This window comes from Salibacterium aidingense DSM 18341 (assembly GCF_000429685.1).
Classification (GTDB): domain Bacteria; phylum Bacillota; class Bacilli; order Bacillales; family Marinococcaceae; genus Salibacterium; species Salibacterium aidingense.
The window spans coordinates 1-14,478 of sequence record NZ_AUCI01000025.1 but is presented as its reverse complement, the minus strand read 5'-3'; the positions used below and the strand labels follow the sequence as shown (position 1 = coordinate 14,478).

16 protein-coding genes and 1 pseudogene are annotated in these 14,478 nt (G+C 41.5%); 13 read left to right on the top strand and 4 right to left on the bottom strand.

The genetic code is table 11. The features are described from left to right. Positions 1 to 14 precede the first annotated feature (14 nt). Together G475_RS0118335 and G475_RS0118330 are read right to left on the bottom strand one after the other, a co-directional pair. On the bottom strand, positions 15 to 1,238 hold the full coding sequence (locus G475_RS0118335; RefSeq protein ID WP_026702524.1) for a hypothetical protein: 1,224 nt from the start codon (positions 1,236 to 1,238) through the stop codon (positions 15 to 17). 23 nt (positions 1,239 to 1,261) lie between these two features. Continuing rightward, on the bottom strand, positions 1,262 to 1,912 hold the full coding sequence (locus tag G475_RS0118330; protein ID WP_026702523.1) for a GntR family transcriptional regulator: 651 nt from the start codon (positions 1,910 to 1,912) through the stop codon (positions 1,262 to 1,264). Between the two features lie 390 nt (positions 1,913 to 2,302). Here G475_RS0118330 and G475_RS0118325 point away from each other — a divergent pair, with 390 nt between their 5' ends. The 8 genes and pseudogenes from G475_RS0118325 to G475_RS28110 all read left to right on the top strand — a co-directional run. Continuing rightward, entirely contained in the window at positions 2,303 to 3,625 is a 1,323-nt protein-coding gene (locus G475_RS0118325) for an ABC transporter substrate-binding protein (protein ID WP_026702522.1), read from the top strand. 64 nt (positions 3,626 to 3,689) lie between these two features. Further along, a complete protein-coding gene (locus tag G475_RS0118320) occupies positions 3,690 to 4,553 on the top strand; it encodes a carbohydrate ABC transporter permease (RefSeq protein ID WP_035711851.1) in 864 nt (287 codons plus the stop codon). Positions 4,554 to 4,567: 14 nt separating this feature from the next. Beyond that, positions 4,568 to 5,443 carry a carbohydrate ABC transporter permease gene (locus tag G475_RS0118315; protein WP_035711848.1) on the top strand — a complete coding sequence of 292 codons (876 nt, stop codon included), beginning with the start codon at positions 4,568 to 4,570 and terminating at the stop codon, positions 5,441 to 5,443. Between the two features lie 46 nt (positions 5,444 to 5,489). After that, positions 5,490 to 6,647, top strand: coding sequence for a Gfo/Idh/MocA family protein (locus G475_RS0118310; protein ID WP_026702519.1), 1,158 nt, complete (start codon positions 5,490 to 5,492; stop codon positions 6,645 to 6,647). Between the two features lie 30 nt (positions 6,648 to 6,677). Next, complete coding sequence (locus G475_RS0118305) at positions 6,678 to 7,754, top strand: Gfo/Idh/MocA family protein (RefSeq protein ID WP_026702518.1); 1,077 nt, start codon at positions 6,678 to 6,680, stop codon at positions 7,752 to 7,754. Between the two features lie 25 nt (positions 7,755 to 7,779). Continuing rightward, entirely contained in the window at positions 7,780 to 8,322 is a 543-nt protein-coding gene (locus G475_RS0118300) for a D-lyxose/D-mannose family sugar isomerase (RefSeq protein ID WP_026702517.1), read from the top strand. 178 nt (positions 8,323 to 8,500) lie between these two features. Then, positions 8,501 to 8,668, top strand: a complete 168-nt coding sequence (locus G475_RS28115; RefSeq protein WP_169728536.1) for a glucuronate isomerase — start codon at positions 8,501 to 8,503, stop codon at positions 8,666 to 8,668. A 131-nt stretch (positions 8,669 to 8,799) separates the two neighbouring features. Continuing rightward, a pseudogene (locus G475_RS28110) lies at positions 8,800 to 8,895 on the top strand (glucuronate isomerase); the annotation flags it as partial. Between the two features lie 161 nt (positions 8,896 to 9,056). On the opposite strand, the gene G475_RS0118295 reads toward G475_RS28110, so the two are convergent. Continuing rightward, positions 9,057 to 9,719, bottom strand: a complete 663-nt coding sequence (locus G475_RS0118295) for a GntR family transcriptional regulator (protein WP_026702516.1) — start codon at positions 9,717 to 9,719, stop codon at positions 9,057 to 9,059. 175 nt (positions 9,720 to 9,894) lie between these two features. On the opposite strand from G475_RS0118295, the gene uxuA reads away from it, so the two are divergent. The 5 genes from uxuA to dhaM all read left to right on the top strand — a co-directional run bounded on the left by uxuA (position 9,895) and on the right by dhaM (position 13,968). Further along, entirely contained in the window at positions 9,895 to 10,965 is a 1,071-nt protein-coding gene (gene uxuA / locus G475_RS0118290; protein WP_026702515.1) for a mannonate dehydratase, read from the top strand. After that, the gene (locus tag G475_RS0118285; RefSeq protein WP_026702514.1) at positions 10,962 to 11,810 is read left to right on the top strand and encodes an SDR family oxidoreductase; all 849 of its coding nucleotides are present in this window, start codon (positions 10,962 to 10,964) and stop codon (positions 11,808 to 11,810) included. The genes uxuA and G475_RS0118285 overlap by 4 nt, the downstream gene beginning before the upstream one ends. A gap of 171 nt (positions 11,811 to 11,981) precedes the next feature. Beyond that, positions 11,982 to 12,938, top strand: coding sequence for a dihydroxyacetone kinase subunit DhaK (gene dhaK / locus G475_RS0118280; protein WP_026702513.1), 957 nt, complete (start codon positions 11,982 to 11,984; stop codon positions 12,936 to 12,938). Between the two features lie 20 nt (positions 12,939 to 12,958). Beyond that, on the top strand, positions 12,959 to 13,582 hold the full coding sequence (gene dhaL / locus G475_RS0118275; RefSeq protein WP_026702512.1) for a dihydroxyacetone kinase subunit DhaL: 624 nt from the start codon (positions 12,959 to 12,961) through the stop codon (positions 13,580 to 13,582). Then, on the top strand, positions 13,579 to 13,968 hold the full coding sequence (gene dhaM / locus G475_RS0118270; RefSeq protein ID WP_026702511.1) for a dihydroxyacetone kinase phosphoryl donor subunit DhaM: 390 nt from the start codon (positions 13,579 to 13,581) through the stop codon (positions 13,966 to 13,968). Before dhaL ends, dhaM begins: the two co-directional genes overlap by 4 nt. A gap of 338 nt (positions 13,969 to 14,306) precedes the next feature. On the opposite strand, the gene G475_RS28105 is transcribed toward dhaM, so the two are convergent. After that, entirely contained in the window at positions 14,307 to 14,477 is a 171-nt protein-coding gene (locus G475_RS28105) for an IS3 family transposase (RefSeq protein WP_084414186.1), read from the bottom strand. Position 14,478 lies beyond the last annotated feature (1 nt).

Here is a 14,478-nt window from a genome sequence, read left to right as displayed (position 1 = left end):
GATTTTTTCACTCCTTATTTTTCATTAACAAATGTCCAAAAATTATGTTGAAACATAGTATGAATATCATTTTCGATATCATGGCGGGTTACATGAACACCCTTTTTTTCCAGGGACAGATAGTGATCATACATCAATGCAGAAAACACTTCTTTAAAATGCTTCCATTTATAAATTAATTGTTCCATCACCCTGCAGTCGGAATGCTGGGGAATAAAGCGGAGACCCAGTTGACTTAACCGCATCTGCGTTATTTCTTTCATAAACTGGGGGGTGTTTAAATACCACCAACAGCCAAATACCATGACGTTTCTAAACTTTTGCGCCAGGACTGTAAGTTCGTATTGGTTTTCCCGGGAAAGCATAGTAATTAGAAACTTCTGATCCGGATAGTGAACACAGAGATTCTCCAAATATTGCATTTGAAATGCACCCGTGCCGTCTCCTGCGATTTGAAGCTCTGGATTCATTCCTCTTTTTGTCCCGATCATTAAAGACAATGGAAGCTGAAATTCCCGGCATACCGCCAGAATGCAATCTTTCAATAAAACGCTTTCAACATTCCTTTGAGGAAAATCCCAGGGCAGGGAAGCAGCAACATAGACCGGCTGCATCTCTTGGATCCAAGAGCGTAAAAATTGCTTTACCGATTCGATCGTTTCCATGTTTACGGTGTCTGATACTGGAAAACCGTCTTCTCTGATAATTTGAGCCGCTTCCGGCCAATGACTGAGTAACGGATCTACCCGAAGGGCCGGTATAAATGTTTCCGCGGGAAAAGACGTGTTGTTCTTCCAATACGCTCTTTCCTCTCGATCAAAAGGGTTATTGGTCATGAGAATAGAAGAAACGCCTGCCAGACTCATAAGATATTCGACATATCCTTCCTTCTCTATGGAAGCAAAATAATGGCGGATGTCTTCAAGGCTGGTGGAATAAGGAATACCAAGTCCATTCAGTATTGTAAGAATACCCTGGGCTGCTTCGCTTATTGGAGAACGTTTTACAAACAGGGTCTCCCAAACAATTTCTGCCTGCTCTTTTTTAGAGAGTTCGAAAAACGCGGAATAATCCATATCCAGCCATAAGAAAGATTCTGAGACTAAGTAGTGATAGGTAAGCAGTTCATCAATACCGGTTAAACAAAGAGTTTGTAACTCAGAAGGGAAGAGATGAGTATGCATGTCTATCACAGGCGTCTGTTGAATGACTTCGTTTACATTTTCCTGAAGACTCATAGAACGATCCTCCTTGTTTTAGCTTACTGCCTCTTAAAATAGTACGCATATTGATCTTTTAACTCTGCCAAATCGATATTCACCAGCGATAAATGCTCTCTCATAATGTGTTCCGCTTCTTCATGCTTCTGATTTTTCATTGCTTCATAAATCTTCTGGTGCTGGCCTAAAATCATTTCCCAGTTATATTCCGAAGCAAGACTCAGCATCCTAGTACGGTTTAAATTGACCATCATGCTTTGCACGGACTGCCATGTTCGCTGTTTTTTGCATCCCGCAAAGATGATTCGGTGAAAATCTTCATCCAGCTGGAAAATTCTTTGATAGTTTTTCTCCTTCACACTCATTTCCTGTAACACCAGGTTTTCTGAGAGAGCCTGCAGGGCCGTGGCAGAGAGTTTCTCACAGGCCTGTTTTACGACAGCTATTTCCATATGCTCTCTCATAAATCGTCCTTCTTCGACGTGATCTTCATCAATGAGGGATACAAAAGTTCCTCTTTGAGGGTACACGTCAATCAACCCTTCCTGAGATAAACGGAAAATAGCCTCGCGAATAGGTGTCCTACTTACTTGAAACCGTTCCGCCAATTCATTTTCTGTAATTTTCTGGCCGGGAGGGAGTTCGAGGTTAATGATTTGGTCTTTGATGGCACTGTAACCATTACTTCTCATCGATTGTTGTGCTATTTCCTTCCGCCCCCTTTTTCAGAAGTTTGTTTATTAACATATTTGTATACTAGCATACTGAAATTTTCTAAACAACCTACAATTTTAAAAGCTGACATCATTCTACTATTGGCAAAAATTTCATAGTTGGTTTAAACTTATATATTAGTATACTGCATTTTAGAAAACAGAATTTTGAGTTTCACACATTTAATCTTCTAGCCTTAATTTCACAAGAATAAAAAAGTTTACTTGTAATTCCCTTAATAAATTTAGGAATTGACAAGAAAATAATGGGGTGCTAGTATACAAGTATATTAGTATTCTGAAAGCGCTTTAACTTCATAGTAGGTGGTGGAAGAAACATTATACAAAATATATATGGAGGGGTTTAGCTTGTACAAAGAAAAATCTATTTTTTGCTTTTTGTTGGTTGTTTTTTCTACTTTAATGATTGCTGGATGTAGTCCGGGAGGAGAAACGAATGAAGAAAATGCTGGAAATGCTCAAAATTCAGACAGTGCGGTGAATCTTAGAGTTTTACACAGCTTTTCGGGCAGTCAACCACAAGCTCCCGTGATTGAACCGGCATTGGAAGAGTTTGATGAAGAACACTCTGATGTCACTTTAGATATTCAGACAGCCCCTGGGAATGACATACTTGAGCAACTTAGAACGGAAATGTCTGCCGGTGACCCACCTGATGTGTTTACGCACTGGGGGATGAGACGCGTTCAAAATTACATTGAAAATGGCCTGCTTCCGGATTTATCAGAATCGATTGAAGCCGACAGTGATATGGAGGATCGGTATATTGAAGATGCTTACAATCCTGTTGAGTATCAAGGAGGTATTTATGGACTTCCATTTCAGGGTTACAGCTATTATCTGTTGATTAACCCAGAACTTTTTGAAGAGCACGGCGTAGAGGTTCCTACCACCTACGAGGAGCTGGTTACGGCAGTAGAGCAATTTAATGACGCAGGATTAATTCCATTTGCTGCGAATAACCATAGTGCTCGCTATATGATGTTGACCTGGTTTGCCCAAAAGAACGATACAGACAGCTTGATTAAATATGCTACTGCAGAAGAACCTTTTGGGGAAGATCTACGTGACGCTGCGGATAAAGTAGCTGAATTATCTGCAATGGGGGCTTTTCCCGAAGGGTATCAATCATTAGAGACAGCTCAATCCTTTGAACTTTTTAGACAAGGGCAAGCCCCGATGTTTTATCAACACAGCTGGACCGCTGGAGAAATTGACCCGGAGATGGAAGACCAGTATGAAGTAATACCTTTCCCGCTTGGGGATCAGGCATCAACCCCAACCACAATAGCCGGAACAGGACATTTTATCTATATGAGCAAAGAAGCGTATGAAGATCCTGAAAAACGAGAAGCGGCATGGGAATTGATGAAAAAAATAGCTGGACCAGAAGTGGGTAGAAAATTTGTAGAAGAAATTCCGAACCCTACCGCGTTGAATGTAGAATATGATCCGGCTGAGGTTAGCCCCGTCATGAATCAAATCATGGATTTCATTGAAAATGACGAAAATGTGGTGCCTTCCTATGATGAACAGCTCTTCTCTCAAGACGTGGAAGATGATTATTGGTCTATGACGGATCAATTGTTACAACAAGATCTTACGCCGGAACAATATGTAGAAGAAATGAATGCTTTGATAGAAGAGTACCCAAGTGTTCAATTTGAATAAGTGATTATTTGGTACGAAGGGTTGTTTGACCCTTTGTACCAAAACAAAGTGAGGGATTAACCAGATGGTGCAGCAACGTTGGGTCCTATTAGCGTTTATTTTACCTACGTTACTATTTTATACTTATTTTTTCTTAATGCCGGTAACAAGCACACTGATAGATAGTTTTCATGAATGGGATGGGATTTCGGATAAAGTATTTATTTTTCTAGAAAATTACATAACTTTGCTGCAGGATCCGATTTTTTATAAGTCATTAGTCAATACCCTGTATTGGGTCGTCCTTGTCATCGTTTTGCAAATCCCCATAGGTTTTTTTCTGGCTTATTTTATATATCAAAAGATAAAAGGGTTTAAATTTTTAAGGACGGTCTATTTTATCCCTGTCATTACATCTTCGGTTGCCATTTCGCTAGCGTTTTCGTTTATTTACGAAGCGAATTTCGGGATATTAAATTCCCTCTTGAAATTAGTAGGATTGGATCATTTAACGACTGCTTGGCTGACAGATCCTATTACTGCGATGACTGCTGTATCACTGCCCTTTGTCTTTAATTATATTGGTTTGATGATGGTAATATTATTTGCCGGTTTGCAATCGATTCCCGATGAGTTAATCGAAGCCGGAGAAATAGATGGAGTAAATGCACTGCAAAAAATCATTTATATTATTTTGCCTTCTGTTCGTAACGTTCTTTTCATTTGTTTGGTATTGGGTATTTCCTATGCTTTCAAACAGTTTGATTATGTTTTACTGCTTACGAATGGAGGACCGGTGCATTTAACAGAAGTAACAGGGACTTATATGTACAAACAAGGGTTTTCACAAAGCAATTATGGTTATGGAAATGCTATCGCGGTTACTATGATGGGGATTGTTATCGTAATAACACTTGTCATCAACAAAGTCTTGAAGCCTAAGGATTAAAAGAGGTGTTAAACATGAATGATGACAATGGATTAGCTGCAAAAAATGTAAACAATCGCCTGCCAATCAGCAGTGGATTAGGGAAATTTTTCAAATATTTATTAGTGTGGGGATACTTTTTCATTACGTTCGGTTTATTTTTATGGGTGCTGATGACATCATTTAAAGATAACAGTGAAATATTTTCTTCCCCCTTTGGCTTGCCCAGTTCTTTCGATTTTTCTAATTACATTTTTGCATTAACCAATGTCAATATGGGGTTGTATTTATGGAATAGCACCGTTGTTACTGTCGCTACAGTATTGTTATGTTTAGCATTTGGTGCGACGATTTCCTATGCGTTAGCCAGATTTGAATTTCGTGGAAACATGCTTGTCTATATTTTGTTTGTGATTGGGTTAACCATTCCACTGCAGTCATTAATTTTTCCGATGTTTTTTAAAATGGACGATATCGGAATAAGAGATAGTCTGCTTGGACTCATTACTGTATACACGGCCTTGAACTTACCAAAAACGGTTTTTTTACTAGTTGGTTTTATGAAAGGTTTACCTAAAGAAATGGAAGAAGCGGCCATTATTGATGGATGTAGTTATTGGTCGGTATTTTTTAGAGTCATACTGCCTATAAGCAAGCCAGGGTTGGCAACTGCAGGAATTCTGGTTTTCATAGCAGCCTGGAATGAATATGTGTTCGCCAGTGTTTTGATTTCTTCGGATATTGCTAAAACGCTGCCTTTAGGATTGGCGAGCTTTCAGTCTTCCCAATTAAGTGAGTACGGACTCATTGCTTCAGGGGTTATATTATCTATTATTCCTGTATTAATTGTTTATGTGATTTTTCAAGAGCAAATCATTAAAGGGATGGCTGATGGTGCAGTGAAGGGATAACATTAGCACGATAAGAGAATTTATTTATAGAAAAGGAGAGAAATATATGATTAATGTTGCAATTGTTGGAATGGGAGCAATTAGTCCTTCGCACATTAAAAGTTATTTACAGTTTTCTGACAGGTGCCGTTTGCAGGCGTTATGTGACATCACGCCAGAAAAGGCGGAGAAAAGGGCAGACGAATTTAACCTTGAAGTAGACATAGTGAACGATTATAAAAAATTACTGGAGCGTGAAGATATTCACCTGGTTTCTGTATGTACGCCTCCTTACACTCATGCAGATATCTCTATCGATTTATTAAAAGCCGGCAAGCATGTGCTGGTAGAAAAACCAATGGCTTCTTCTTTAAAAGAATGCGATGCAATGAATCAGGCAGCGCGTGAAAGCGGCAGGCAATTATCTGTTGTGGCACAAAATCGTTTCAAAACGGAAATGATGAGCCTTAAGCATGTGCTTGAAACAAAATTAATGGGACCGATTGTACACACTCAGGTCGATTCTTTTTGGTGGAGAGGGTATAGCTATTATGACTTGTGGTGGAGAGGAACCTGGGAAAAAGAAGGAGGCGGATGCACCTTAAACCATGCTGTTCACCATATCGATATTTTTCAGTGGATGAATGGCATGCCTGCAGAGATAACAGCAGTGACAGCTAATACTACTCATGACAATGCAGAAATAGAAGATTTATCTGTAGCGATAGGACGTTATGAAAATGGAAGTCTCGCCCAAATAACAAGTTCAGTTGTCCATCATGGAGAAGAGCAGCAATTGATATTTCAGGGGAAAAATGCTCGCGTATCTGTTCCCTGGAAGTTAAAAGCGTCCAAGTCAAAAGAAAATGGATTTCCAGAAGAGGATGAGGAATTAACTGCTAAAATTAAGAAAGAATATGAAGCACAGCCAGTTCTTTCTTATGAAGGACATCCCGGCCAAATTGACGACGTATTAGAAGCAGTGGAAAACGATTCGGAAGTGCTTGTTGATGGAGAAGAAGGACGTAAAACACTTGAACTTATTACTGCGATTTATCAATCTTCAACATTTAAAGAATCAGTAAAGCTTCCTTTAGATAATAACAGCCCTTTTTATACCCGTGAAAACATGTTAAAAAATGCTCCACATTTTTATGAAAAGAAAAATGTCGTACAAGATTTTGATGAGAATGAAATTACAACGGGAGGAAATTATCAATCTTAATTCGCTCTTAAAAGAAAGGATATTTTTAATATGAGTAAACACGATGGCATGAATTATGCTCCAAAAGGTAAAGTCAATAAAGTGGTGGAAGAGGGAGAGTTTCTATTTGCTGCTATTGGTCTGGACCATGGACATATTTACGGAATGTGCAATGGGTTAATAGAAGCTGGTGGTGAGCTTGTTGCTGTATATGATCCTGATGGAGAGAAAGTAACTACATTTTGTGAGAAATTTCCAGGTGTAAAAAGAGCGGAGTCTGAAGGCGAAATTCTGAACGATCCAACAATAACCCTTGTAGCAGGCGCCAACATTCCCTCCCATCGCTACGAGTTAGGTGCAAGAGTACTTGAGGCAGGTAAACATTACTTTGTTGACAAACCTGCATTTACAAAAATGGAACAAATAGATAAAGCGAAGAGGCTGACAACTAAAACTGGTTTGAAATGGGGAATCTATTACAGTGAAAGATTACACGTCGAAAGTGCCGTGTTTGCCGGTCAATTAATCCAAGAGGATGCCATTGGCAGAGTTGTTCAAGTTATTGGTACAGGACCTCACCGGGCCAATCCAGAGAAACGTCCGGAATGGTTTTTTGATCCTGAAAAATTTGGCGGCATTCTATGTGATATAGGCAGTCATCAAATTGAACAATTTCTCTATTACAGCGGAGCATCGGATGCTGAGGTCGTTCATAGCAAAGTTGCAAATTATTCTTTAAAAGAATACCCAGAATTCCAGGATTTTGGAGATGCCACATTGGTGGCGGATAATGGAGCATCTTTCTATTTTCGAGTGGATTGGCTGACGCCGGATGGTCTTGGAACGTGGGGGGATGGCCGTGTGTTTATACAGGGAACCAAAGGATATATAGAGGTTCGAAAGTATATTGATATAGCTCGAGAAAGCACCTCCGATCATTTATATTTAGTCAATCAAGAAGGGGAAAAACATTATTCTTTAGCTGGAGAAGTCGGGTACCCGTTTTTTGGAGCATTTATTTTAGACTGCTTGAATGGGACGGAACATGCGATGACACAGGAGCATGCGTTTAAGGCGGCTTCCTTATGTATAAACGCACAGGATATGGCGGTGAAAATAGAGTCATAAGATTCTCTTAAGAGGGGGAGATCTCGTGTATGTAAACAAGGAATATGTAGAGGAAAAACGCAAAGTCATCCAAATTCTTGAACAACAGCGTATTATTTTATCAGCATCTGAAAAAGAGAATGTCGAGATTGCTGATTTCGGTTTGAAGGAACTGGAAAAGCAAGGTTTACAGCTAATTGTTTACATTAACAATGATTTTTATTGTGCCAAAGAACTAATATTATTTCCAGGGCAAACCTGTCCGGAACATAGGCATCCTCCTGTAAATGGGAAGAAAGGCAAATTAGAAACATTTCGGTGCCGGCAAGGAGAAGTATTCCTTTATGTAGAAGGAGAGAGATCTTCTAGTATTGATGCTCGGCTGCCTATAGGGAGTGAGCATTATTACACAGTCTTTCAAGAAGTGAAGTTAAAACCTGGGCAGTCCTATACCATCCCTCCTAATACATTGCATTGGTTTCAAGCTGGAAGGGAAGGGGCCATTGTTTCAGAATTCTCTACAACAAGTATGGATGAATATGATGTCTTTACTGATCCACGTATTATCAGAAAACAAAAGCCCCTATAATACAAAGGAGAATAAATAAAGAATTTTTGGAAGACAATTTCATGCAAAAAACTAATTCAGCCCCACGCCTATATTGTCAATACGCTAATGACATGTAAATTTTTTGACTATCATTGCCCTGCAATTGCATATTGGAAGCTTAAGAAACGTCCATACAAGAAAGGGTTAGGAGATTGGATTGAATAGTGGTTTTGATTCCATTGCGGATTTTAACTATGCAGAAGAGCTATCTAGTGTTTTAAATGATTTAGAGAAAAGAAATAAATTACCCATTTTGTGTTGTTTGAACCCTCGTGATAATTATAGGGTACCGCTACGGCAGGTAATTTTCCTGGAACCATTCTAGAAAAAGATTCGTTTGGGGCAGCATGGTAACGATCAAAAAGACGGGATAGAAGGAAAGGTTAAAACACTAACCAATGTCGGAGTATTATCTAATTTTATAGGCAAGTGACAAGTTCTTGAAGCCTATTATCCTATACAAGACATGAATACTTTCAGAAAGTCTTATGCCACATTAGTGGACGATGGGTAGAAAAGGGAGAGAATCCCATGAAATGGGAAGACTGGTAGCGATAGTTCAAAGGATTACTACAATATACATTCTTACTTGAATGCTGAAAAATCTAATAAGAAAGGCGGGGAGGGGAAGCTAATCATCTTTATTATAATCATTTTGTACTGTGATTGATATGATTGCTTCCTTTCCATCTGAATACCCGTCAGTTATTTTTCTATTTATTTATACTCTGCTTCTGAAAATAACCGGCATAACGTTCTTTTAATTCGGCTAAATCAATATTAACGAGGGATAAATGCTCTTGCATAATATATTCAGCTTTTTCCGGTTGCCACTGTTTAATAGCTTCATAAATCTTTTTATGCTGGTCTAAAATCATTTCCCAGTTATACTCCGAAGCCAGGCTGAGCATTCTCGTTCGATTTAAGTTAACCATCATGCTTTGAACAGATTGCCATGTTCGTTGTTTTTTGCATCCCGCAAAGATAATACGGTGAAAATCCTCATCAAGCTGAAATATTCTTTGATAGTTCTTTTCTTTTACACTCATTTCCTGCAATAACAGATTTTCTGAAAGATCCTGTAATTCGGTCGCAGAAAGCTTTTTACATGCTAGCTTCACGACGGCGATTTCCATATGCTCTCTCATAAAACGTCCTTCTTCGACGTGCTCTTCATCAATTAAGGAAACAAATGTCCCTCTCTGAGGATATACATCAATCAGTCCTTCTTGAGATAAACGGCTAATAGCTTCACGAATGGGAGTTCTGCTGACTTGAAAACGTTCTGCCAATTCGTTCTCTGTAATTTTTTGACCAGGTCTCAGCTCTAGTTTAATAATTTGGTCTTTAATGGCGCTGTAGCCATTACTTCTCATGGATTGTTGTGTTATTTTCTTTTCCTCCTTTTGTTTGTTTATTAACGTATTTGTATACTAGCATACTGAATGTAGCGAAACAACCTTCAAATGAATAGGTTATTCATAGTTGATTTTAATAGATTATTCTTATATACTAGTATACAATAACTTTGTTGAATTGGAGTTAGCTGCTATGAAAATGATTTTTCGTTGGTACGGGAAAAATAATGATAGCGTTTTATTAAACCATATTAATCAGATACCGGGAACGGATGGGGTTGCATGGGCTCTCCATGATAAACAGCCGGGCGAAGTCTGGAATCAGCCTGAGATTCAGGAAACCGTAGAAGGGATTCGTTCTTACGGTTTACACGCGGAGGTAGTAGAAAGCGTGAACATCCATGAAGATATTAAGCTCGGACTGCCTTCCCGAGTAGAATACATAGAAAAATATGTACAGACAATACGAAACTTGGCTTCTGCCGGAGTGAAAGTAATATGTTACAACTTTATGCCGGTATTTGACTGGATAAGAACCGATCTTCATAAAGAATTGGAAGATGGCTCTACCGCTTTGTTCTATGAAAATAACAAGATTCAACATATCACACCGGAAGCATTAATCAAAAAAATAACTAAAAATCCTGAATTCACGATGCCGGGGTGGGAGCCGGAAAGACTGGATCAGATTCAAACATTGATAGATCAATATAAAAATATAACGGAGGAGGATCTTTGGGAGCATTTACGATACTTTCTGGAAAAAGTGATTCCAGTATGTGAAGAATGTGACATTCGTATGGCGATACATCCGGATGATCCTCCGTGGTCTGTATTTGGACTGCCCAGGATTATTTCCAGCCGTAAGGACTTGCAAAGACTAGTCGGCCTGGTTGATAGTGAGTACAATGGCCTTACGTTATGCAGCGGGGCACTCGGGGCGCATCCGGAGAATAATATTCCCGCAATGATCCATGAATTTAAAGACCGCATTCATTTTGCCCACGTCCGGAATGTGCGGCGGTATGACAATGGAGATTTTATTGAAACGTCTCATCGTGCCGCAGACGGTTCCGTGGATATTGTGAAAGTGATACAGGCTTATCATGAGATTGGGTATGAAGGCTATATCCGGCCGGACCACGGTCGTCATTTGTGGGGGGAAAACTGCAGGCCGGGCTACGGGCTGTATGACAGAGCCCTTGGAATAATGTATATGCTGGGAATTTGGGATACTTTAGAAAAAGGTGGTTATAAACAATGAGTAAGGAAAATCAGGGATTAAAAGGAAAAGTCGCCGTTGTAACGGGCGGCGGCGGTGTGTTGTGCGGCGAAATGGCCCGTGAATTGGGGAGACAGGGAGTTAAAGTCGCCGTACTAAGCAGGAAAAAAGAGAATGCAGAGACCGTGGCAGAAGAAATTATACAGGAAGGCGGCGAAGCCATCGCCGTGGCCTGCGATGTCCTTCAGCTGGAAAGTATTCAGGAAGCCGACCGCGAAATACGGAAGCATTATGATGGCTACGATATTTTGATTAATGGGGCCGGCGGCAATCATCCGGACGCCGCCACGTCGGAAGAATATTTCAAAAAAGAACATCTTCAAAACGAAGAGGTCAAAACTTTTTTTGACTTGACCGAAGAAGGGCTGAAGCATGTATTTCATTTGAATTATATTGGAGCCGTGCTGTCTACACAGGTATTCATGAAAGGAATGCTTGAAAGAGCAAACCCCGTTGTTATTAATATTTCATCCATGAGTGCTCCGAGTCCTATGACGAAAGTATTGTCTTACAGCTCAGCCAAAGCAGGCATTGATAATTTTACACAGTGGCTAGCTGTGCATATGGCCAAAGAAAACATACGCTGCAACGCGATTGCCCCCGGCTTTTTCCTAACCTCCCAAAACCGAAATTTGCTGCTGGATGAGGAAGGAAACTATACCGAAAGATCCCGTAAAATCATCGATCATACCCCGATGGAGCGCTTTGGGAAGGCAGAAGATTTAACCGGAACGCTGTTATGGCTGACCGATCAACGGATGTCAGGATTCGTAACGGGTGTAACAGTGCCGGTAGATGGCGGATTCATGGCATACTCAGGCGTGTAGAGAGAATAGGAAAACCTGTTGCAGATCGAAGGCAGCAGGTTTTTTATTTGCTGGAAGAGACTTCCTCATTTTCGTTAAAAGCATTTGGTTTTTAATTTTGTATAAAAAAGGAATAGAGAATAGTGGTATGGAAGAAGTAATTAATACCATAAGGAGGAGGCAGGTTCTCTAATGAAAAAACTCATCAATGATCCGGATCATGTCGTAGATGAGATGTTGGACGGCATAGCGGCAGCGCACGCCGATGTTATAAGGCGTCTGCCCGGCTGGAATGTGCTTGTACGTAAAGATGCACCGATGATTGGAAAAGTCGGCCTGGTGAGCGGAGGGGGAAGCGGCCACGAACCCGCCCATGCCGGGTTTATTGGAGAAAATATGCTGGATGCGGCGGTAGCGGGAGAAGTTTTCACCTCGCCGGCGCCGGATCAAATACTGGAAGCAATCAAAGCCGTAGACAGCGGCAATGGGGTCCTTTTGATCGTGAAAAATTACAGCGGGGACGTCATGAATTTTGATATGGCTGCGGAGATGGCAGCCGCGGAAGGCATAGATACGGAACAGGTGGTGGTAAAAGATGATGTCGCCGTGGAAAACGAAGAGGACCGCCGTGGCGTGGCAGGAACTATTTTAGTTCATAAAATCGTAGGGACCGCTGTGGAAGAAGGGTTGAATCTGCAGGAAGCGGCGGAGCTTGCCCATCAAGTATCAGGCAGCATGAAATCAATGGGAGTATCCCTGCAGCCAAGTACCGTCCCGGCTTCCGGAAAACCTGGATTCACGCTGGCCGAAGATGAGATGGAGCTTGGTACTGGTATTCACGGGGAACCTGGAATGGAAAGGAAGAAACTGAAATCGGCTGATGCCATTACCGAAGAGCTCTTGGAAAAAGTGATGGCAGAGCTGGAGGTGAGCAGCGGCGATGAGACGGCCGTTCTTGTGAATGGACAGGGTTCCACCCCGCTGATGGAACTGTATATCATGTACCGTAAAGCAGAAGAAATTCTCACGGAAAATAACATCTCTGTGAAAAAGGCAATGGTAGGGGAATATATGACTTCTCTCGAAATGGCAGGATGTTCTTTTACTCTTCTGAAACTCGATTCGACGCTGAATAAATACTTACCATAATCAGAAAGGAAGGCTGAACAGTGGAAATAACATCTGCAGAAATCAAGCGCTGGCTTTTTATGGCTAATGAGAAAATGCAGTACAATAAAGACTATTTATCCGAACTGGACCAGGCGATCGGAGACGGCGACCACGGGCATAACATGGCCCGGGGTTTTCAGGAAACAGTGGAGAGTCTGAAAGATGATAATGAGGAGGACATGGGAGCTGTGATGAAATCGGCAGCGATGACCCTCATTTCAAAGGTAGGCGGAGCTTCCGGCCCCTTATACGGAACGGCTTTTCTAAAAGCATCGGATGAATGGAAAGGAAAGCAGGTCGTGACGGCAGGGGAATTTGCCAAAGGAATCGAAGCCGCGGTGGAGGGAATCAAGACCCGGGGGAAGGCAGAACGCGGAGGAAAAACGCTTCTGGATGTTTGGATTCCTGTTCTGGAATATGTGCAGAACCAAGAGCTTGTGCCAACGGAGCTCACAAAAACGGCGAAAGAAGCTATGGAAGGTACGGCAGACATGACAGCAAAAAAAGGCAGAGCCTCGTACTATGGGGAAAAATCAACCTCCCACCTCGATCCCGGGGCCTATTCTTCTTATCTCTTGTTTGAAGCGTTGGCTGAAGCGGTCACCAAGGAGGAAGAAGGATGAATAAAGCGGCCGTTGTTGTTATTTCCCACAGTGCAAAAATTGCAGAAGGAATCGTCGACCTTGTTTCCCAGACAAAACAGCCGGATGTCCAGGTATTTTCTGCGGGAGGCACAGAAGCAGGAGAAATTGGTACCAGCGCAGATAAGATAAAAGCTGTCCTGGAACAGGCAGACGGGGAGGGCGGCGTCCTCGTGTTTTATGATATCGGCAGCGCTGTGATGAACGCGGAACTCGCTCTCGATATGCTTCCCGATCTGGAAGGAGGGGTGGAAATTATGGATGCTCCGATTGTGGAAGGCACCTATGTCGCGGTAGTGGAAGCCGGAATGGGGAAAGCGCTCGAAGAAGTGGCCGAAGCTGTCCGGCGTCAGGAATTTGTGAAATAAGTATGGGATACGAGAAGGCAGGGGCGGTAGACGGACATTTGTCCGCTATCGTCTTGATTTTGTTCATGTTAAAGGGCCAAACGGACATATAGTGCGTTATTTCTCTTTTTCAACGTAAACGAAGATGTTCTAACGCCAAATAGCGGAATGGATGGATCTATGTCAAGAAAGTAGACACCCTTTTTTATGATTTGTCCGTTATAAAACGGAACGGACGCAGGTTTTTTCCCACCTGTCAGGATAGATGATGCCGCGGAAGCGTCAAGCTCAAACCGCTTGACCCATCCGCTCTATCATCTAGAGCGGTGGTTAAGGAAAAAAGTACTCTCCTGCCTGCATTAGGAGGTTTCTACGGGCGCTCGACTCCGCAGAACCTGCTGTTTATAATACTGCACCGGGGTCAAATAGTTCAGGGTACTGTGGATACGCTTGCGGTTGTAAATCAGTTCAATATAGCGAAAAATCTTGTCATGCGCCTGTTGATGGGACGGAAACCGTCGTCCCCGCATG

Excerpts from the sequence above, each read along its gene's own strand:
- dhaK (WP_026702513.1), top strand. The coding sequence starts at position 11,982 with ATGAAAAAACTCATCAATGATCCGGATCATGTCGTAGATGAGATGTTG.
- G475_RS0118310 (WP_026702519.1), top strand. The coding sequence starts at position 5,490 with ATGATTAATGTTGCAATTGTTGGAATGGGAGCAATTAGTCCTTCGCAC.
- G475_RS28105 (WP_084414186.1), bottom strand. The coding sequence starts at position 14,477 with ATGCGGGGACGACGGTTTCCGTCCCATCAACAGGCGCATGACAAGATT.
- G475_RS0118335 (WP_026702524.1), bottom strand. The coding sequence starts at position 1,238 with ATGAGTCTTCAGGAAAATGTAAACGAAGTCATTCAACAGACGCCTGTG.
- G475_RS0118285 (WP_026702514.1), top strand. The coding sequence starts at position 10,962 with ATGAGTAAGGAAAATCAGGGATTAAAAGGAAAAGTCGCCGTTGTAACG.
- G475_RS0118315 (WP_035711848.1), top strand. The coding sequence starts at position 4,568 with ATGAATGATGACAATGGATTAGCTGCAAAAAATGTAAACAATCGCCTG.
- G475_RS0118330 (WP_026702523.1), bottom strand. The coding sequence starts at position 1,912 with ATGAGAAGTAATGGTTACAGTGCCATCAAAGACCAAATCATTAACCTC.
- dhaM (WP_026702511.1), top strand. The coding sequence starts at position 13,579 with ATGAATAAAGCGGCCGTTGTTGTTATTTCCCACAGTGCAAAAATTGCA.
- G475_RS0118305 (WP_026702518.1), top strand. The coding sequence starts at position 6,678 with ATGAGTAAACACGATGGCATGAATTATGCTCCAAAAGGTAAAGTCAAT.
- uxuA (WP_026702515.1), top strand. The coding sequence starts at position 9,895 with ATGAAAATGATTTTTCGTTGGTACGGGAAAAATAATGATAGCGTTTTA.
- G475_RS0118320 (WP_035711851.1), top strand. The coding sequence starts at position 3,690 with ATGGTGCAGCAACGTTGGGTCCTATTAGCGTTTATTTTACCTACGTTA.
- G475_RS0118295 (WP_026702516.1), bottom strand. The coding sequence starts at position 9,719 with ATGAGAAGTAATGGCTACAGCGCCATTAAAGACCAAATTATTAAACTA.